At 46.5% G+C, this 20,772-nt stretch carries 22 protein-coding genes; all 22 read left to right on the forward strand.

Annotated features, from left to right (window positions below; all coding sequences use genetic code 11):
* Nucleotides 1-4 precede the first annotated feature (4 nt).
* The 22 genes from BHV72_RS15475 (at nt 5) to BHV72_RS15580 (ending at nt 20,757) form a co-directional block, all read left to right on the forward strand.
* Nucleotides 5-1,228, forward strand: coding sequence for a DUF2586 family protein (locus tag BHV72_RS15475; RefSeq protein ID WP_008766322.1), 1,224 nt, complete (start codon nt 5-7; stop codon nt 1,226-1,228).
* 4 nt (nt 1,229-1,232) lie between these two features.
* Nucleotides 1,233-1,673: a hypothetical protein gene (locus tag BHV72_RS15480; protein WP_008766323.1), complete on the forward strand. Its 441-nt coding sequence runs from the start codon at nt 1,233-1,235 to the stop codon at nt 1,671-1,673.
* A 28-nt stretch (nt 1,674-1,701) separates the two neighbouring features.
* Complete coding sequence (locus BHV72_RS15485) at nt 1,702-2,082, forward strand: hypothetical protein (protein ID WP_008766324.1); 381 nt, start codon at nt 1,702-1,704, stop codon at nt 2,080-2,082.
* Nucleotides 2,083-2,295: 213 nt separating this feature from the next.
* Entirely contained in the window at nt 2,296-4,224 is a 1,929-nt protein-coding gene (locus tag BHV72_RS15490) for a phage tail tape measure protein (RefSeq protein ID WP_008766325.1), read from the forward strand.
* 4 nt (nt 4,225-4,228) lie between these two features.
* Entirely contained in the window at nt 4,229-4,864 is a 636-nt protein-coding gene (locus tag BHV72_RS15495) for a DUF6046 domain-containing protein (protein ID WP_008766326.1), read from the forward strand.
* Nucleotides 4,861-5,832, forward strand: a complete 972-nt coding sequence (locus tag BHV72_RS15500) for a hypothetical protein (protein ID WP_008766327.1) — start codon at nt 4,861-4,863, stop codon at nt 5,830-5,832. Before BHV72_RS15495 ends, BHV72_RS15500 begins: the two co-directional genes overlap by 4 nt.
* Nucleotides 5,829-6,332: a hypothetical protein gene (locus BHV72_RS15505; protein WP_008766328.1), complete on the forward strand. Its 504-nt coding sequence runs from the start codon at nt 5,829-5,831 to the stop codon at nt 6,330-6,332. The genes BHV72_RS15500 and BHV72_RS15505 overlap by 4 nt, the downstream gene beginning before the upstream one ends.
* Nucleotides 6,329-6,628, forward strand: a complete 300-nt coding sequence (locus BHV72_RS15510; protein WP_008766329.1) for a hypothetical protein — start codon at nt 6,329-6,331, stop codon at nt 6,626-6,628. Before BHV72_RS15505 ends, BHV72_RS15510 begins: the two co-directional genes overlap by 4 nt.
* An 11-nt stretch (nt 6,629-6,639) precedes the next feature.
* Nucleotides 6,640-6,939, forward strand: coding sequence for a hypothetical protein (locus BHV72_RS15515; RefSeq protein WP_008766330.1), 300 nt, complete (start codon nt 6,640-6,642; stop codon nt 6,937-6,939).
* Between the two features lie 12 nt (nt 6,940-6,951).
* Nucleotides 6,952-7,200: a hypothetical protein gene (locus tag BHV72_RS15520; RefSeq protein ID WP_008766331.1), complete on the forward strand. Its 249-nt coding sequence runs from the start codon at nt 6,952-6,954 to the stop codon at nt 7,198-7,200.
* Nucleotides 7,193-7,690, forward strand: coding sequence for an N-acetylmuramoyl-L-alanine amidase (locus BHV72_RS15525; protein ID WP_008766332.1), 498 nt, complete (start codon nt 7,193-7,195; stop codon nt 7,688-7,690). Before BHV72_RS15520 ends, BHV72_RS15525 begins: the two co-directional genes overlap by 8 nt.
* The gene (locus tag BHV72_RS15530; protein WP_008766333.1) at nt 7,690-8,193 is read left to right on the forward strand and encodes a hypothetical protein; all 504 of its coding nucleotides are present in this window, start codon (nt 7,690-7,692) and stop codon (nt 8,191-8,193) included. Before BHV72_RS15525 ends, BHV72_RS15530 begins: the two co-directional genes overlap by 1 nt.
* Nucleotides 8,190-8,468: a LysM peptidoglycan-binding domain-containing protein gene (locus BHV72_RS15535; protein WP_008766334.1), complete on the forward strand. Its 279-nt coding sequence runs from the start codon at nt 8,190-8,192 to the stop codon at nt 8,466-8,468. Before BHV72_RS15530 ends, BHV72_RS15535 begins: the two co-directional genes overlap by 4 nt.
* Nucleotides 8,468-9,316 carry a hypothetical protein gene (locus BHV72_RS15540; protein WP_008766335.1) on the forward strand — a complete coding sequence of 283 codons (849 nt, stop codon included), beginning with the start codon at nt 8,468-8,470 and terminating at the stop codon, nt 9,314-9,316. The genes BHV72_RS15535 and BHV72_RS15540 overlap by 1 nt, the downstream gene beginning before the upstream one ends.
* Entirely contained in the window at nt 9,306-9,794 is a 489-nt protein-coding gene (locus BHV72_RS15545) for a hypothetical protein (RefSeq protein ID WP_008766336.1), read from the forward strand. Before BHV72_RS15540 ends, BHV72_RS15545 begins: the two co-directional genes overlap by 11 nt.
* Nucleotides 9,787-10,629 carry a cupin domain-containing protein gene (locus BHV72_RS15550; RefSeq protein WP_008766337.1) on the forward strand — a complete coding sequence of 281 codons (843 nt, stop codon included), beginning with the start codon at nt 9,787-9,789 and terminating at the stop codon, nt 10,627-10,629. The genes BHV72_RS15545 and BHV72_RS15550 overlap by 8 nt, the downstream gene beginning before the upstream one ends.
* Before the next feature lie 6 nt (nt 10,630-10,635).
* Nucleotides 10,636-16,926, forward strand: coding sequence for a hypothetical protein (locus tag BHV72_RS15555; protein WP_008766338.1), 6,291 nt, complete (start codon nt 10,636-10,638; stop codon nt 16,924-16,926).
* A 1-nt stretch (nt 16,927) separates the two neighbouring features.
* Complete coding sequence (locus BHV72_RS15560; protein WP_008766339.1) at nt 16,928-17,719, forward strand: Lcl C-terminal domain-containing protein; 792 nt, start codon at nt 16,928-16,930, stop codon at nt 17,717-17,719.
* 22 nt (nt 17,720-17,741) lie between these two features.
* Nucleotides 17,742-18,554 carry an Lcl C-terminal domain-containing protein gene (locus tag BHV72_RS15565; protein WP_286856581.1) on the forward strand — a complete coding sequence of 271 codons (813 nt, stop codon included), beginning with the start codon at nt 17,742-17,744 and terminating at the stop codon, nt 18,552-18,554.
* A 145-nt stretch (nt 18,555-18,699) separates the two neighbouring features.
* Entirely contained in the window at nt 18,700-19,080 is a 381-nt protein-coding gene (locus tag BHV72_RS15570) for a four helix bundle protein (RefSeq protein ID WP_008766341.1), read from the forward strand.
* Nucleotides 19,081-19,094: 14 nt separating this feature from the next.
* Nucleotides 19,095-20,516, forward strand: coding sequence for a reverse transcriptase family protein (locus BHV72_RS15575; RefSeq protein ID WP_008766342.1), 1,422 nt, complete (start codon nt 19,095-19,097; stop codon nt 20,514-20,516).
* Nucleotides 20,482-20,757, forward strand: a complete 276-nt coding sequence (locus BHV72_RS15580; RefSeq protein ID WP_008766343.1) for a hypothetical protein — start codon at nt 20,482-20,484, stop codon at nt 20,755-20,757. Before BHV72_RS15575 ends, BHV72_RS15580 begins: the two co-directional genes overlap by 35 nt.
* The last annotated feature ends 15 nt before the right edge of the window (nt 20,758-20,772 follow it).

The raw sequence follows: 20,772 nt of genomic DNA on the forward strand, positions 1-20,772 counted from the left end.
TTTTATGGGAAATTTTACAGGAGTAATCATCAACAAAGTTAATGGCGGGCTGGTACGGGATACCGATACCAGTGACCGCATCATCTTGCTCGTGGTCGGTGGATCGGAGATCGGAAAACTTGAATATTACAAGCCGGAAAACCTCAACGACATTACCGATTTGGAAGCACTTGGTTGGGATGATACCATTGATCTTGAAAACAAGGAACTGGTGCATTACCATACCAGCGAAGTCTTCCGCCTGTCTCCGGAACGTTCGCTGTATCTTATGCTGGTTCCGAAGTCTGAAAAAGTGTCAAGCCTGCTGACGAAGGAAGATTTCGTCAATGCGGTACGTACCATCAACGGAGTAAACACCATCGGTATCTGCTCACTGACTGCGGACGAAACAATCACAGTAGCCGTACAAGAGGCACAGAAGATGGTCAATAAATTCAGGGAAGACCACCTGTATATCGATGCGGTAATATTGGAAGGTGTCGGAAAGTATATCAATGCCATTGCCGATGCTGTCGACCTCCGGAAGTTGGATGCTGAAAACGTCTCTGTCGTGATTGCACAAGACCCGGCACGGGCGGCAAAGGATGAAGCATACCGGACACACGCTGCCGTAGGAAGCGCACTCGGAATGCTGTCTGTCCGCTATGTACATGAAAATATGGGCAGTGTTGATATTGAAAACCACCCACGGACGGCAAAGGGGACAAAGGACTATCCATTGACTGACAAACTGAACGGGCTTTGGCTGGATGCAGCCTTGAGCAATGGCAAACCCTTCTCACAGTTGAGCGTATCCGACCAGAAAAAACTGACTGACCAAGGGTATATCTTCGTCGGCAGCTTTCAAGGGTATGCCGGATTCTTTTTCAGCAATTCATGTACGTGTACGGAAGCGGACAGCGACTATGCATATATTGAATATAACGCTGTTTGGAACAAGGCGGCACGTATTATCCGCAATACCTTGTTACCGCGTGTGAGAAGTAAGGTGAAAGCTGACCCGTCAACCGGATATATCAGTAATACCACGATCAGCAGTTGGGACGCGCTTGTCAAATCCGCACTGGAAACTATGGTAACTTCGGAGGATATTGCAGACTTCGACATTTATATCAATCCCAAACAGATGGCTGTCAGCGACAAGCCTTTCAATATCAAGGTAAAACTGGTTGCAGACGGTATTGTACATGAGTTTGAGATTGACTTGGGTTTCACAAATAAAATCTGAAAATATGGCATTGTTAGGAACATTAATCAACAAGTTCGGAAAAATAGCCGGATGGAACAGCGTCAAGGTTGTCATGCTCGGTCGTCAGGTAGAGGGTATCACAGCCCTTTCCTACAAAGACAGCAAAGAGAAAGACAACATCTACGGTGCCGGTGAATTTCCTGTCGGTCGCGGTGAGGGGAATTACAAGGCTGAAGCATCGATCACCCTTCTGAAAGAAGAAGTGAACGCCTTGCAACTGACACTCGGTTCGGGAAAGCGTCTCACGGATATCGAGCCGTTCGACATTCCGGTCATGTATGAGTATAAAGGGCTTGTCATGAAGGACGTAATCCGGAACGTCGAATTCACGGACAATGGCGTGGACGTTAAACAGGGTGATAAAAGCATTGCCACACAATTCACCCTTCTTCCCAGCCATATCGACTGGAATGTGGCAATGTAGTTTAATAACCGTTTAAAAGACTTTTAAAATGAAAGAAGAAGAAATGAAAATCAAGGCTGGAAAGCCTTACGAGGAACTGACAACGGAGGAAAAGGCTTTGATTGTCGATTTCACAGAGGAAGAGCATACGGAACTGAAACTGAAATACGGAAAACGCCTGAAGCATGTCACCGTACAGGTGGACGAGGATGAACGTTACGACTACCTGATCGTCCGCCCGAAAAAAAACATCCTGCTGGCTATGGCAAAGAAAAAGGATGATCTTGAAGAAGCAAATGACATTCTGATCCGGAACTGCGTGGCGGCTGGCAATATGGAGGCGTTGGAAGATTCTACCGTCTATACTTCAGTCCTGACCGCCATCGGACAACTGATTGCCGGACAGGCGGCTTTTATCAGCAAAGCATAGAGGAATATTCATCAGCGTTCGGTCTTGTCGAGGGAATAGATGCCATCCTGAAAAAAGTATATGGCTTCGACATCCCGGACAAACTGGACGAAGATGAATGGCTCCGGCTCTATGCCGAATACCGCATGTTGCGGAAAACGGAGTTGGAAGAATTTGAAATAGTAATGCACAATGCATTCGCTAAAGTTGTAAACCGATTATTCTCAAAAGACAATGCAAGTGACTCAATGGATATTGGAACTGGTTGACAGGATCACGTCTCCGCTACATGCGGCAACCGATGCAGCCGAAGAAGCTACACGGGTAATCGACGACACGGAGGAAGTGGTTGAACGTCTTGGGGAGACATCGGGAAAAACAGCCGGAAAACTGGAAGGGCTGGGAAAGGGAATGTTCTTTCTCAACCAGCTGAAGGAAGGTGTTGACAATATCCGTGATTCCTTTAACGACGCCATCGAACCGGGCGTCCGGTTTGAAACTGCCGTTGCCGAAATGTCCGGTATCACCAACATGGAGGGGAAGGAACTGGACGTTCTCGCCACCAAAGCCCGTAACACGGCAAAAGCGTTCGGTGTCGATGCGTCAAATGCTATGGTCGTTTATAAGGACTTGCTTTCAAAGATTACTCCGGAACTGAAAAAAGCACCGGACGCGCTCGAAATCATGTCGAATAATGTAATGACACTTAGTAAAACGATGCAAAATGACGTCCCCGGAGCGTCTGCAGCCATGTCCACCGCCATGAACCAGTATAAGGTTTCCCTCGATGATCCGATGAAAGCCGCACAAACTATGACGGACTATATGAACATCATGGCGGCAGGAACTGTCGAAGGGTCTGCCGAAATCAGGGAGGTCGCGGAAGCATTGAAACAAACGGGTAGTGTTGCAAAAACATTCGGGGTTGAATTTGCCGAAACAAACTCCCTGATCCAGTTGCTTGACAAATCGGGGAAAAAGGGTTCAGAAGGCGGTATCGCTTTGCGTAACACGATAGTCAAATTGCAGGCTCCGACTACGGACGCGATCAAGCAACTGAAAGCTGCCGGGGTCAATATAAAAACGATGCAAAACCAGTCCCTTTCACTGACTGACCGACTGCGTGCCCTGACTCCGGTCATGCACAACGCTACAATCATGTCCGCGTTGTTCGGAAGTGAAAACCTTGCTTCAGCGATGGCTTTGATTGAGGGTGTAGACCAAATTGACACATGGACGGAAGCGATACAGGGTTCTACTTCTGCGGTCGACATGGCAAATAAACAAATGGATACTTATGCCGAAAAGCAGAAACGTATGCAAGCGTTTATCGACGACCTGAAGATCAGTTTCTTTGAATTTGTAGAACCGATTGCCCCTGCCATTGAAGTTGTGGGAATCTTTGTAGGCGCGCTTGTCACGCTCGGAACTGTCGCATGGTCTATTTCGCAGATCATGTCACTTGGAATAACAAAGATTGCCGGGGTTTGGGTTGCGTCGATGGCTAAAATGGCATTGTCTACAATCGTGGGTAGCCGGCTGATTTCCGTCGCTATCATGGGTATCCCTGTCATCGGCTGGATCGTTGCAATCATAACGGCTGTCATCGCTTTCGTGGCTTTCCTTTATAACAAGTTTGAAGGAGTCCGTGTGTTCCTGTTCGGGCTGTGGGAAGTCCTTAAAACGGGCTTTCTTTCCTTTTTCAAGACGATTCATACCATCCAAATGGGAATCATTGAAATTCTGAATCCGGTTAACTGGTTCAGGGATGACTGGAGCATTGACGACGTATTTGAACGGGTAAAGAAAGAAGTGTTTGACAACGCTGTGGCAGTCGGTCGGGCATGGGAAGAAGGCAAGGAAAAGGGACGGGAAAGCTGGCGGAACAAGGACAAAGTCCCCGGACTTGACAAGTTCCAGCTGGACACCGCACCAGCGGCAGTCAACAAACCGACCACCGTCACAACCTCAACCGGGGGGACTTCCGGGAAAGACGTGGGACTTGGTGGAAAAGGTGGAAGCAGCGTGAGGAATATCACCATGAACGTGACATTCAACAATCATTTCAGGGTTGCGGCAGGTGCGGACATGCGCGATGTTGCGGATAAGGTCAAACGGGAAATTTTAGCGGTGATAACCGATACAGTACCAGCAATAGGATAAAGTTATGACAGGAAATACAGCGTTAAATATTGGTGCATTGTTCACGGAGGTCTTCGGGATTTCATCCCCGATTTATCTTCCGTGGGGACGAACCCTGCAGGATTACGATCCGGGGAAATACATCGGAGTGACAACGATTCCGGATGCCGAAGCCGAAGCATACAGCTGGATGGGGACTCCGGTCATCGGGACGTTTACCCTTGACGGTAACAAGCAATACAGCACCTATAATCCGGACGGGTCACGCGGCACGATGAATATGGCTAGTTTTCCGATGCCGTATGCAACGATCGTGGACTTTTCGCGCTCGATGAACTGTTCAAAAACGAAGGTATTGGGTGTTCACGGAACTGTAAAGGAAGTCTACGGGCTCGACGACTGGAAAATCAATATCCGGGGATTCTGCATAGCAGACAAAAGCCGGGAAGGTTATAAGACGGTTGCCGAACAAGTGAACGCGCTCTGCAAGTTCCGCAAAGTGACGGAAGCGGTCGGAGTTACGGGAAGCATCTTCAACAACAAGGAAATTTACTCCATTGTCATTGATAACATTTCGTTCAATCCGATTCAGGGAAACAGCAGCGTAGTTCCGTTCACGATAGAAGCAACGAGTGATAACCCTTATGAACTGACACTATGAGCTATATGATGTGCAGCCGGATCACATTCCCGGCAAACAAGAGACGCGAGGAACTGGTCATCTATACGATTTCGTCGGTTCACATCGAAAGTTCATGGAAGATGCTGACAGACTCTGCAGAAATAGTCCTTCCCAGGCGTATCAAATACTTTGCCGGAAAAGACCTGAAGGAACTGCTGTCTGCCGGGGATCAGGTGAAGATTGAACTCGGATATGATTCCAACCTGTACACGGAATTTGAAGGATATATATCGCTGATCGGCTGGGGTGTTCCAGTGACGATCCGGTGCGAGGACGAAATGTATAACCTGAAAAGAAAAACAGTGTCCTATTCCGCAAAGAATGTCACACTGAAGAAACTGCTTGCAGACGTTGCCAAAGGCTATGAGGTGAAGACGAACTATGATGCTGAACTTGGTGCGGTACGGTATTCTTCCAGAACGGTCGCGGAAATCCTGAATGACATCCGGAAGAAAACCAACCTCCACTGCTATTTCATCGGCAAAGTCCTGTATTGCGGAAATGTCTATTCCGAAAAGGTCGACACCGAAAAGGTGAAAATCGTACTGGAAAAAAATGCCGTCAGTCAGAACCTGAACGAAACCAACGGTGAGTTTCAGGTCAAGGTTGTCAGCATCGGTGCTGGCGGCAAGAAACTGGAAGCAAAAGCCGGAACGGAAGGAAGTGAGGTCTATAACCTGACTTACAATGAAAAAGGAAAGTCCGTCAAGGTCGAAGACCTGAAGAAGTTCGCCAGAGATTTCTACGAAAGCCTTAAAAAGCAGAAGTACCGCGGGGGCGTCGAACTGTTCGGGATACCTGTCGTCCGCCACGGTATAACGATTGACCTGAAGAGTGAAATAACTCCGGAAATGAACGGATACTATTACGTTGAGAAGGTGACAAAGGATTTCAGTGACGATGCTACATACAGGCAAAAATTAGAGTTGGGAGGACGTGCGGAATGACTACGGATGAACAGTTACGTGATGCGCTTGAAAAATGGCGCGAAGGGGCTAGACAGGCGCAATTGCGCTGGGTAACGGTAGACAAGGTTGATAAAGAAAACAAGGCAATGGATGTGACCGGGGTCATTGACCAGCTTGAATATTATGATGTCCAGTTGGGAATGGGTGCATTATGCATCTATCCGAAACCGGGAACAACTTGTCTGGTCGGAATCATCGAGGGACAGGAGACTGACGCCTTCCTGATTTCTGCTGATGAGGTGGACGAAATTGTGCTGAATGGCGGGACATTGGGCGGACTGGTAAAAGTCGGGGAACTGACGGAACGGCTGAACCTGATTGAAAAGGACATCAATTCATTGAAGCAGAAATTGTCAGGATGGACACCTGTACCGAACGACGGGGGATCGGCTTTGAAAACGGCATTGTCTTCCTACATTTCGGAATCACTAAAAGAGACACAGGTCAGGGACATTGAAAACGAAAGGGTGAAGCAATGAAAGGACTATTACTCGACAAGGATGGTGATATCAGAATTGTCCCCCATAAGGGAAAAGACGGGCTGACCGGGTTCGTAATCGGTGACACTCTGATTCAAAATGCGGCAATCGTGCTTGAGCTGAATCAGGGTGAGTTGAAAGAAGACCCGGTGCTGGGTGCGAACCTGATCCGGTATATCCGTTCACAGGCTGATAAAAGAGCCATTGAGAAACAAATGAAAATCCACCTGAAACGCGCGGGCATTGACTATTCGGAGCTGGTGGATAAAATAAATATTGAAATTACTAACGATTAAAATGATTGAAAATGAAAGCAAGTAACGATCTGATTAAAAAGTTCGGAGTAGACAAAATCATTCACGGACTGATTGGGATGCTCATTTTAGCCGTGTGCGTGGTAGCATCTGTTTTCCTGTTTGGGGTGAGCTTCCCTAGCGTATTGGGCGGCATGGTTTTGGGAACTGTATCCGCATGGCTGGCTGGTAAATGGAAGGAATCGAAAGACGATGTTCCGGATATGGCAGACATCCGGGCGACGGTACGCGGGGCATTGTTGGCGGATGTGGTCATATTACTGGTATGGATAGTTTTCCGACTGATTCTATAACCTGTATGTATCATGAAAAGACTACACGTACAGTTATGGATCGCAGTTTTCCTGTCCGTATCCGGAATGATCCTGCTGTTTTGCGGATTTTGGGTAGTACCTACGGGACAGATTGACAACTCGGTTTTAGTCGCCTATGGCGAAGTTTCGACTTTTGCAGGCGCACTCTTCGGAGTTGATTACAGGTATAAATGCAAGTATAAGAAATACATTCAAGGAGAAGACGAAACAGAAAATAAGGAGGAAAAGAAAGATGAATAAACCTACATACATTATCATTCATTGTTCTGCAACACGCGAGGACAAAGATTTCACAGAGAAGCAAATTAATGATTCACACGTAGCCCGTGGCTTTGGAAAATGGGGATACCACTATTATATCCGGAAAGACGGTCGCGTGATTCCCATGCGTGCGGAAAACGAAATCGGGGCACATGATAACTTTATCGTTCCCGGTGAGAAAACCAGTTATAACCGATGTTCAATCGGTATCTGCTATGAGGGCGGACTGGATAAGAACGGCAAGGCAAAGGATACCCGGACGGACGCACAGAAGAAAGCGATGCGCGAGCTCGTTCAGGACATCTGCCACCGCCACGACATTATTGATATCCTCGGGCATCGAGATACCAGTCCGGACAAGAACGGGAACGGCATCGTCGAAAAATGCGAGTGGATGAAAGAATGTCCCTGCTTCGACGTAAAGAGTGAATTTACCTCATTTTTACCACCTGTAATCGTTCGACCGTAATGAAAAAGATACTCGTTTTTTTACTCACAATCGTGGTGCTGTCCGTCTGTTCCTGCCGATCGTCCAAAACGGACACGACCGTCCATCAGGATAACACGGAACAGAAGCAGACGGAACAGGAAGAAGTTTCTACAGACAAAGCGCAGGTCAGCGTAAACAAGAATGTTGAGCGAATGATCGAGATGATGCAGCAAATGGAATTCAACTGGCAGAAGACGAACTATTCGCCACCGGATTCGACCGGGAAACAATACCCGACCTCCACGGAGACAGCGACAGGAACGTCTACCAGACAGGAGAAAGAAACCTATAATGAACAACTTCAGGTACAAATACAGGAAATTCAGGAAACCCTGCTGACATTGAAGGAGCAACTGGAAAAACAGGAGAGGAATGATACAAAGGTCGTTGAAAAGGTCGCGTACATTCCTCCGTGGGCAAAAGCCGTAATAGCAGCCTTTTTTATTGCATTTGTATTTTTTATTTATAAAAATGTAAGATGAAAACTGTAGTACAAGCCGGACAAACCCTGCTGGACATAGCCGTGCAGGAATATGGTACAATCGAAGCGGCTTTCATGCTTGCCAGGACGAACGATATGGGCATAACGGACACCCTACAAGCCGGACAGGAAATCGAAACCCCGGAAAAGGTCTATAACAGTGAACTGGCTGATTACTGCCAGCGGAACTCCGTTTGTCCGGCTACTTCTGAAACCGCCTCAAATGCGGTACGATTGAGAATTTTCACCGAACAGTTTACCGAACAATTTAAGTAATGGCTAGAACAATCGCAGAAATAAAGAAAGAAATGACGGATGCCTATATGTCAAACAGCATTATCCGTGACCTGTATGGCATCACGGGTGATGCCGACTTTGATTCGGTGTTTTCCCCCGTATCAATAGAAAGTACCCTGTTTTACATTTTTGCGGCAACAGCGCACGTCATAGAGCAAATGTTTGACCAGTTCAAATCGGACGTGGAGGAACGGATTGACGCCAATATCATACCGACCGTGCGATGGTATCATAGCAGTGCGCTGGCTTTCCAGTATGGTGATCCGCTGGTCTATGATCCGGAGAAATACCAGTTCCGGTATTCCGTTATCGACAAAACCAAACAGCTTGTCAAGTATGTGGCAGTCAAAGATCGCGGAGGAAGTATTCAGATACTCGTGTCCGGAGATGAGGGGGGACTTCCTTGTCCTTTGACCGGGGACGTTCTGACGGCATTTAAAAGCTATATGAATTCGATCAAGATTGCCGGGGTAATCTTGTCGATACAGTCAATTCCGGCAGATGACATCCGTATCAACGCGACCATAGAAGTCGATCCTATGGTTATCAACGCTTCCGGTATCCGCCTGACGGATGGTAGTAAACCAGTACTTGCCGCCATCAACGATTATCTGAAAGGTATCGAGTATGGCGGTAAATTCAATAAGACAAAACTTGTTGACGCGATACAGAGGGTTGAAGGCGTACTGGACGTCGAACTTGGAGAATGTGCCGCAAAAGCGGCATCCGCTACGGAATATAACGTAATTAAAAATAATAACTATACGGCTGTAGCCGGGTGCTTCATCCTGAACAGCCTTGAAACCTCCCTGACTTATGTGGTATGATTTTGACATTATCAAATACGCGCAGTATGTGCTTCGTCCGTCATTGAGGAAAAGGAAGATATTTGCAATCATATCCATCTTCCTTCTCCCTTTAATCTTCATTTACACCCTGTTTAAAAGCTACCGTAAACAGGCTATCAACAAGCTGAATATAAACGGTCAGGTGATATATATCGAGAAAGTGCTGAACGACAGGTTTTTCTTGAAAAACAGGGAAATATACATCACTGATATTGCGGGAAAAGAATCGTACCTGTATCACCGCAGGGAAGAGCAAATCCCGTCCTACCTGTATAAACGGGGTGAAGGAGTGGGAAAGAAACACATCCAGCAGCGCGGTGAAGGGAACTATTCGGGAAATTACATGGTGAACATACCGTCGTTCCTGTCAACGTATGAGAATGAGATTAAAAACTTGATTGACTATTATAAACCAGCCGGACGAACCTACGTCCTTAAAATATACGAATATGAATAAACTGTTATTTAAAGAAGGCGGACAGCCATTTTATTTGGATGATTTGGAATTTATGCAAGAATCCACAGCAGACGTATTGAAAGCCATTTGTTCCGGGATGAAACTGGGAGAGAAACATATTCTGTTAAGCGATCCGGTCAGCACGGAAATCCTTGGTTCCAATACAGTGTATACTATTGTCGGAAATGGATATATCGTGATAGGTGATGAAGTTTATCCGATAAAACCGGATATTCTTACTGTGCCTACATCACAACCAGTATACTGGGTGGTTGTTCAGGAAAAATTTCAAAATGAAATATTTGCGGACAATTCCGAAGCGCAAGTATATGAGCGCAGGTATGTAAAACTGTCAACAACATATACAAAGTCAGATATGTATGTAGGCAGAAATGATGTAGTAACATTCAGGAACAAAATATTGGCTATTGTCACAGATTATTTGGACAAGACCATAATAGAAAAGGACATGAAAGCCCAGTTATCCCTAAGTGAAGTCGTTTCCGGAAAAGCAGAAATCATATACCGGGCAAAACAGACGGGCAATGAAACTGTCTATTTTAATATCTTGGCTGCTGCCAATACAGGAACTTCCATGATAGCTCCTGAAGTGAACGGCAAACGGAGATTATGTACATTTGATTCGTCTGTAAAGAATATTTCCGGAGTGTTCAGTCTATCGATGTCGTATGCAGATTCATGGGATAATCCACAATCAATGATTGTTCAACTCACATTCGATAACGGCAACTGTTATATAGCTTCAGCAGATGGCAGCCCACTTGTCCAAATGCCTGCAAGTACTATTTTAATCGAGGATACATTAAAGATTTAACTGATAATGGCAACAATATACGAATTAAAAAGACGGGCACAGGAACTTTCGGCAAAGAAAGATTCCTTATCCATATCACCTGAAGAAGTGGGCGGCTTGATTGATGAAACGCTGGATGTCATCAACGAAGCGGAGAAAAACCAGATCGGGTTGGGGATTCGTAACACATACACCACCGTCGCGGAGATGAACGCGGACAGTACTTCCCCGGTCGGTTCTGACGGAAAGCCGTTGAAATTCGGTCAGATCGTGACGGTGTATGACGAGAATACCCCCGATGCAGTCGACAATGGTAACATCTACGCCTTTCAAAATCCGGGGTGGAAACTTGTCTCAACGACAGGCAACCTTTCCGTATATGCAAAAAAAGAAGATGTAGAAACGGCAAAGAATACGGCTGATGCTGCACAAAAGAAAGCCAACGAAGCTGCGGAATCCGCTAAAAAAGCGAATGAAAATATCGGAAAGCTGTCCGATAATATCGGCACGGAATCGGAAAGCGAAGACGGGACAGTATGGGGTAAACTTAAAAGCCTTTCTGACGATGCCGACAGCACATCACAGGACGTGTCTTCATTAATGGTAGATTTCGTACATCACTCAACAGAACGCTTCGACGAAATAGTAACCGACTCTTCCATTGTGTTGGAGCAGTCCAATGCGCCTACTGAAGACGGTAAAATTGTATTTCTCGCCAGTCTGGGTAAATTTGCCTGCTTCGTTGACAACAAGTATTATCCAAGCTGGAAAGGTGTTGATGCCTATATGAATACCGACCGCACACACCCGCACGAGAATAAAATATACCTGTTCGGCAACAAGACCTACATCTACTTTGCCGGGGCTTTGCTTTCTGCCGACTCCGACGCGATACAGTTAGCCGCGTCTGCGGACTTGGCTGCAAAAGCGGCAAAGAAATCGGCTGAAGACGCACAGGCTACCGCGTCTTCAGCATTGTCGCTGGCTAACAAAGCCCTGTCCGTTATCAATGTCAACGAAATATGTGGCGGCTCTGTCTATTCCTTGTCCGCAGCCATTGCCGCAATTACGGAAAGGGAGAATGCGGATAATGTCACTTACCGCAAACCGGGTATCGTATTGACTTATAAAATTGCTGAAGGTGAATGGGAATCCAAACAGTTTGCCGGATCATCCCTTGAAGGCTTTGCCACAGAAGCGAACTGGACGGACTTCGGTGGTGCTGGTGGCGACATGACGGGCAAAGGCGCAGTGCTGCTGGTCGATGAAATTGCGCCATTATCAAACGGATACTATATTCTTCAAACGGCTATCGATGCCCTGACAGCTTACGAGACGGCAAATGAAACGGAATGCATCAAACCCGGTGTGGTTATCATCTACCGCACCGGAAAGGAAACATTCGAGTCCAAACAGTTGTGCGCGTCCCGTGCCGATTATAATGACTTGGCGGCATGGAACGACTTCGGTTCTGCCGCTGGGGGAACAGTCGAAACCGATTCCGAAATCATCAAGGACAGCGTGAACCCGGTAGCAGGTGGTGCGGTCTATGATGCCATGCCCGTCGACGTGGATGGCGAACAGGCGGAAGACGGAACGGTGCGTGTGTACATGAAGGACGCGGAAGGGTTTCCGCTGGGCGACGGTTTCACCTTTGCAGTCGGAACTGGTGGCGGTGGGGGCGTTGCCGGGACAATCGTGTATATCTATCCGCAAAAGACCTCCCTGTATGCCGCACTCGGAACTGACGACCTGACAATCAGGCTTGCGATCCTGTCACGTACCGGATCGGGTGAAATGGTTTCATACAACAATATCGAAACCCTGCAACTGAAAGACAAGTCAACGGGGGAAACGCTTGAAACGTTCAACGTGAACCGGGAAAGTTCCCCGTCAGATACGGACTACACTTTTGCGATTTCCGTTAAAAGCTATTTCAGCGAAGCGATGAACCGCAAGTTTGTGGTCGTTGCCACCGATGACGGGGGAAATACCGCGCAGAAGACAATCAGCGTCACGGCTGTAAACCTGAAACTTTCCCGTGTATGGGCTTTGTACAAAACATTGCAGGAAGGTTCGGGACTCATCACCATGACGGACGTGTTCAAACTGTCTTCCGCCAATAAGTCAACCGTTACGGCACATATCAAAATAGGCGACGAATGGAAGCTGATCTCACAAACCAGCGTGGCTTCCACACGCTCACAGGACTTGCAAATCAACGTTTCGTCTTTGGGACTGAAACATGGTGCATATACTGTCAGGATTGTCGCACAGGACGTGGAATCGGGCGTATGGTCGAACTACCAGTTCTTTGATGTGATGATTGTCAACCCGTCAAGTCTTATGCCTATCGTGGCGCTTGCGCATTCCGAAGAAACGGAAACGGCATGGTCAGTCAAGAAGTATGCAAACCTGAACATCGAAGTGGCGTGCTATGATCCCAGCCATGTCGCTACCGATGCCCATGTCGAAATACACAAGGTCGCGAAAGTTGCCAATACCTCTACCGGAGACAACAGTGAAACCGATACAGTGCTGACTACCGTATCAGTAGGACGTAACAGTACATTCAATCTGTCCACCCGTGTCGATGGCTTTACTATTGCGGACAATATCAGGAATACGTTGGGTATTTACGGGAAATGCGGTGCTGGGGAAAGCAATACGATTGAGTACTCCGTTAACAGTTCCGTCATTGACATCAATGGTGATTCCAGCTATATGATTTATTTCAATCCGGCAGACAAGGACAATTCGGATCAGGACAAGTCATGGCTGTACGGACTTTATGAAATGAAGCAGAACGGGTTCAACTATTCCACGAATGCCTTTGTCACCGACAAGAACGAAGGGAAGGCGTTCAAGGTTTCGGATGATGCCACCGCATTGTGTACTTATCGTCCCTATAACCGTACCAACATTGAGCAGACCGGATCGACTACCATCATCAAGATAAAGACGCAGAACGCTGCCGATCCTGACGCGAACGTCGTGTCATGCTGGGACGAAGCAAACCAAATCGGGTGGCGTATCACTTCAAAATGTGTGTACTTCAAAGCACTCGGAACTGAACTGATCGAACGGTATTTCAAGCCGGGCGACATCTACGAGTTTGCTTTCGTCATTGAAAAGGCAAATGCGGAAGAGGACGGCAAAGGCTATACCAAGCTATATTGTGACGGTGACCTGATTGGCGCATCCAAATATACGGCAGGACAAAGCGCGATCAAACAGTCCGAACAAATCAGCTTCTCCGGAACAGCCGGGGAACTGTATATGTACCGCTTGCTCTCCTGGGAAAAGGAAATGGCGGACGAACAGATTAACGATGAATTTGTGATCGGTAAATCTGATACGGACGAAATGATCGCTTTGAACAAAAAGAACGATATCCTAACCGACAATAAAATCGACCTGAACAAAGCACTTGAAATGTGCGACTGTCTGGTCGAAATGCCACACGGGGACTATAAACTTGAAACGCTTGACAACGTAACGGACACGTCCACCAAGATATATACAGACCTGTATCTGTTCTGCAAGGACAAAGGTATGAGTCTTATTTTCGAGAACGTGGAAACGACCAATCAGGGTACGACATCCGCCTTCTATCCAACCTATAAGAACAGGAAATACAAGCTGAAAAAGGCAATTATCCGTGCGATGTATCCGGAACGGGCTCCGCAGGCTTTGCTCGACGCGATTGTAAACAAGAAAATCATTTTGCGTGGTGAGACTATTCCATTCGACAAGGTTTGCCTGAAGGTCAACTATGCATCACCCGACAAGGTAAACACCCCGATTTCCCGTATCAATAACGATATGCAGAAGGCTTTGGGCGAGGAATATATGACCCCAGCGCAGAACGCGTACTATGCGGATGAAAACAACACGCTGGACTTGCGTACAAGTATTGACGGTAACAGTGTGCTTGTCTTCAAATCAGATACCGGAAATATCAATGACGCGTACTTTTGGTGTCGCGGTGACTGGAACATTGACAAGGGAAATCCACCGACTTTCGGCTTCAAGGATGTTCCCGGCTACAATGCCGACTGTTTGAGTTATGGCGACTTCACCGACCTTCCGGACGTGACGGAATCCTATTTCATGTCCCATGCTGACGACTACGATCAGGATACGATCTACATGCTTTCCAAATCGACGGACGCTTCGTACAAGTTCATGGAATACGTCGACGGGGCATGGAAAAACACTACCGGAACAATCTCTTTCAACGGCAGGAAAACGGTCGTTACCGGACGTGTCCTGAATCCGGTTGAATGTGTTGAAATGCTTGATTATGAAGGTATGTGCATCTTCGATGATATCGACAACTTCATGACTATGCAGTCGACGCACAGCAAGTGGGTGAAAGGCTTGTACGGTGCGGAACTGTCAACGGAAAGCCTTGTTCCCAAATGGACGATGTTCTTTGAATTCCGTACACCGGACGATGACGGCATGAACCTTGCCTATGCGCTTGGAAAGAAGACACCGTACCACTGGAAACAGTTCTGCGAATGGGTGTATTCATGTAACCCGAAGAACCGTATGGCAGGCGGCAAAATCAGTATCAACGGTGCACAGGTCAGCGATACGCTCGAAAACCGATACCGGAAGCTGGTTGAGGAAATGGACAAGTATTGCAGCGTGGCTTCTTTCCGCGCATACCTAGTCCGTATCCTGTATCATTCAGGCGTCGACCAGTTATCGAAAAACAGCATGTGGGCTTTGTACCTCTGCCCGGACGGTATTTACCGTTGGTACATGAACCACGATTATGATTCGGACAGTACGAACGGAAAGAATAATTCCGGTATCTTCAAACTTCCGTATAACGTGATGCTTGACAGCGTCATGGAGGGGGAAAACGTATTTGCCGGACGTATGAGCGTCGTTTGGCAAGGCATGTGGCGTTATGATCAGGTCGGACTTGCAGCGACCGCGGAGAAAATCCGCACATCGCGCCTTCCGGGTGGCGAGTCCGCTTTCTCCTACGAAGCCGTTCTGCGTGAATCGGAAGAAAAAGACCACCTCTTGATCCCTGCGATCGTCGCTTGCCGTGATTCCGTGGCGAAGTATATCACCAATCCGGGCGGTCAGGCGTTCAACGTGATCTCCGGTATGGGTATCCCTTACCGCCATTACTATGTGTCTGCCCGTTATGACTTCCTTGACGCTTATTTCGGTGTCAGCACGATCCTGAAGGCGGATAATATGTGCATGTTCCGCGCCATCGGTGAGGACATCAATATCGAAGTGACCGCAAGCGAGCAATGGAAATTGTGGGCGGGCTTCAATACGCCAGCCGCACAACAGGGGGCATGGGCGGAAGAAGACGGCTCAAAGGTGACATTCCATTTCGACGGTTCAAACTCATCGAGCGCGATCTATATCATCGGTGCATCGAAGATCAAGTCTTTGGGTGATTTGAGCACTGTCAACATCGACGGTACACAGGCAAAAGACTTCACTACGTTGATCCGTGTCGAGGAACTGGTGTTCGGCAGCAAACGCGAAGGATATGCCAACAATAGCGTCACAGACCTCCCGCTTGGTGAAAAACCGTACATGAGACTCCTGAACGTTGAGAACTTCAAAAAGCTGGTATCTCTTGACCTGACCGGGGCAACACGCCTTTTGCGCCTGTTGGCATACGGCAGTTCCCTGCAGATTATCAATTTTGTAGGCGGCTGTCCGGTTCAATATGCGGAACTGCCGACCACCATGACACAGTTCAAGTTGATGAACCTCGATAAGTTGAGCTATAAGGGGCTGAACGCGGACACAGGCATCGTTGTTGAATCCATGCCGAACATCACCACACTGCGCGTGGAAAACTGCCCGCTTATCGACGTTGTAAAGATGATCCGCGACATAATCGATTCGCAGGAAGGTAATGTCGTATTCCGCCATATCCGTATCACAAACCGTGATTTCATCGGGAACGGTTCGGAAGTGCTGGAAATCCTGCAACTCGGTATCGGGGGACTGGATGAAAACGGTAATCAGGTAGAGAAGCCCGTACTTACCGGGAACTATCTGCTGGATGAAGTCATCGAGAACTCGGATATAGAAGCGATCCGGAACGGCTTCGAAGGTCTGACCGTCAGCACCATAATCGACGCTTATATCAAGATCATCGACTGGTTTAATGCGGAAGCGTATGGCGGAGAACCCTATTATCCCGAAGTCACATTGGATAATGTGGGTGAAATCATGGACTATTATAATGGTGAAACCTATGAAGAATACCTTCAACGGTTTGCGGAAGAAAATATGGATATTAACGATATAGTAAACAGCAAATAACATGAGTACAAAAGAACAGAGCGCAACCCTGCTGCGTCTCAATAAACAGGAACAGGTAAAAGCCTTGCAGGCGGTAGGCTTTGCCGACATTACGGAAAACTCGCGTGCCAGCGAGTTCCCTAACCGGATAAAGTGGGCTACCGGGTTGCTGGACATGCGGGTGGCATGTAACCGGATTTCCGATAATTCCAAATGGTATTTTACCCGTGAGGAGTGGAACTCGTTGACTCCTGCCAACAAGTTGAAGTTTATCCGTCGTGGTTTGTGTATCCGGGCACATTCGCAGTCTTTTGTCATTGCGGCACAAGAGTGTTATGCAGCTGACTTGTCTTCCAGCTTCTATTGGGGCGGTCTTGGTAAAGCGATTGACGGGCTTTCCGCAAAGATGCTGGGCAAAATGTACACCTGCTTCACCGGGAAAGAAGATACACGCCTGATCCTTGATGCCCTGAAAGGGACAAATTCGAACGGTGTGGAAGGCGCACCCGCTGCGGAAGCTGCCGTAGCCTATAAAGCCTTCACACTCGATGGCGACGGTCTGGAGGATGATACTGAATGGTTCTTGCCTTCTTCCGGACAGATGATGATCATGTATCGATACCGTGACCAAATCAATGAAATGCTGCGTGCATTTTGGAGCAGTGACAGCATGTTCCTGACGGACAAATACTACTGGACGAGCACGTACTATGATACGACAAATGCATGGACGTGCAATTTGAATACCGGGCACATGAACGTACAGAATAAAAATACAAGCCTGTTGCATGTAAGGGCAACGGCAGAAGAGTAATCCATTAAAACAGTACATATTTATGACAGACAAGAATAATGAAAGCGCATTGCTTTTGCGCATGAATAAAGAAGAACAGGTATCTGTTTTGCAGGAGATCGGTTTTACCAACGTGAACGAAAATACGCCTGCCAGTGACATTGCAAAATATATCAGATGGGCTGGCGGGCTGCTTGACCTGTCCTTTGCCACAATCCGGATCGAAGACGGTGTCAACGTGTTCTTTACTGCTGAAGAATGGAATTCCCTTAGCGCAAATAACCGTTCAAAATACCTGCGTGTAGGTGTCCGTATCCGTGCGGATCGTCGCCAGTTCGTCATAGCGAAAAGCGACTGCACTGACGATATAGGCGGGCGTACTTTCAAATGGGGGGCATACGGTACGGACATCCGTGGCGTTAAGAATTACGGGAACGGTAATCAAGGGCTTTATGAAACGGCAGACGGAAAGCAAAATACTGATGCTATCATAGAAGCCACTGCAGGAGTCAAGGATAATTCCGGTGTCGTCGGTGCACCAGCCGCAGAAGCAGCAAAGAACTATAAGGCTTGTACGCTTGAACTGGACGGACTTGAAGACAAAACCGAGTGGTATCTTCCCAGCGAAGGAGAACTCATTACCATCGCCAAATATAAGACCGAAATCAATGAGTTATTATCCTCTGTATCAGGTAATCAAAATATAATTACAGCCGACTGGTATTGGAGCAGCACCGAATACGACGCCTCGAGCGCGTGGTACGTGAGCATGAGCAACGGCAGCGTGTACACGAGCAACAAGACTAACGCAGGCAGGGTTCGTCCCGTTTCCGCAATAGATTCTTTATCTCTTTAACTCTTTATCTCTTAGATAGTTACGTTTAATTAGCCCCGGTAGGGGCTTTTTAAGTTTTAAAATTCTGAAAAAATGAGTGTTAATAGTTTGACAATCATTAACTTTGCGGAGCAAAAGAAAAATTTTAAAAATATCAAAAATTAACATGGGAAAAGCAGAGGACAGACCAGTCTATCAATTAATGTATCGGTTATTAATGTTGATACTTGATGCAAGAGACAAGTTTCCGAAGAATTACAGGTACGAATTCGGTACGGAACTTATGATGTCCGCCCTTCGTTGTTGCGAGTTGATCCGTTATGCAAATTCAAGCCTTCCGCGTCGAGTGGAATACCTGAACGAATTCCTTGTTAAGTTTGATACATTGAAACTCTTATTAAGGGTATGTCGAGACCGGAAACTGATCAATATTCAGACGACAGCAGACATCATTGAGATGATTACGTCGATTGAAAAGCAAATTATAGGGTGGCGTAATTTCACCGCTTCCCAGGAAAAGACAGCTTCCGTAAAGCCAGAGCCATAATCTTCACGGAGTTTATGGGAGAGCAATCTAATTTATCTATTGGGCATTCCCCCGGTGATGAACCGGGAAAGACTAAGACAGTGAATGCTGAATCCTCGAACGCGTGGTACGTGAACATGAACAACGGCAACGTGAACACGAACAACAAGACTAACGCAGGCAGGGTTCGTCCCGTTTCCGCAACAGATAAACCGATCTATGACATACCCTTATCTTCCATCGTGCATGCATTTGACGTCTGTTGCAAGAATAAACGCAATACAGATGACTGCATAGAGTTTTCGTTTGAATATGACACGGATTTGGTTGCCGTGTGGGATGCTATCAGATACGGTCGCTACGAACCTGATTATTCAAAATGCTTCATACGGAAAAAGCCCGTTCTTCGTGAAATTTTTGCTTCCGCTTATGTTGATCGTGTAATACAACATTGGGCTGATCTACGCCTTGATCCTATTTTGGAAGAGCGTTTTCAGGCACAGGGAAATGTTTCAAAAAATTGCCGTATTGGTGAAGGAGCACTTTCGGCTGTTATCTATCTGAATGGGATGATCATGGAAGTCAGTGAAAATTATACGAAAGACGCATACATTTTCAAGGGTGATTTCAAAAGCTTTTTTATGTCAATGTCCAAATCCCTGTTATGGGAAATGATCGACCTGTTTATCCGGGATAACTATAAAGGCGACGATATAGAGTGTTTATTATATATATTGCGCACTGTTATCTTTCACCAGCCACAGTATAAATGTTATAGGAAATCACCGTTACATTTATGGGATGAGTTGCCTCATGATAAAAGTTTGTTTCATGCTGATCCGGATCATGGTTTTGCCCCCGGCAGTCTTCATGCGCAGAAATTCGCAAATTTTATCGGTTCTTGTTTTGATTACTATGTTTCCGAAATACTGGGAATCAAGCATTATGTGCGTTTTGTGGATGATTTCGCCTTTGTAATGCGTAATAAAGAAGATATTCTAAATACTGTTCCTTTGCTTGACAGTTACCTGAAAGAGCAGCTGCTTCTTAAATTACATCCTAAAAAAATATATATACAGCATCATTCTAAGGGAGTTTTGTTTGTAGGGGCATTCATTTTGCCCGGTCGAATTTATATTTCAAACCGTGTTGTCGGTAATTTATACGATGTAATCAGCAAATATAATAAAATAGCGGAGGAAGGCTTTGCGGAAGCACACGCGGACAAATTTGTTGCCACCCTGAATTCCTACTATGGATTAATGAGGCATTTCAATACGTACAATCTAAGACGGAAAGTGGCGAAACGTATTAATCCTGCATGGTGGGAATATTTTTATGTTCAGGGACATTGGGAGGTTTTTGTGTTGAAGAACGAATATAATTTTAAGAAACAATTAAAAAAACAAATAAGAAAAGGCAATGCGAAAAAATATCTTACCCCGGAAATTGGCTAAGCCGATCGAACAATTATCCGATGGAACATGGATAATACGATATGCAATACAATCCATTGACAGAACCGATAACGAAGGAAACGAACTGGTGACATTTGCCAGTTCCATATTCCTTGAAAAACCAACGTTGGAAATGATAAAGAAAAGTATTCATAGATATGCAATGAGCGTTCTTGATGATGAGGATGTTCTTCCGCTTGTTGCCAATCCTGATTTATCAGTTTACATGATCATAGATTAAAATTAAAGCCTGTTT

The organism is Bacteroides sp. 43_46 (assembly GCF_001915455.1).
Classification (GTDB): Bacteria; Bacteroidota; Bacteroidia; order Bacteroidales; family Bacteroidaceae; genus Bacteroides; species Bacteroides caccae.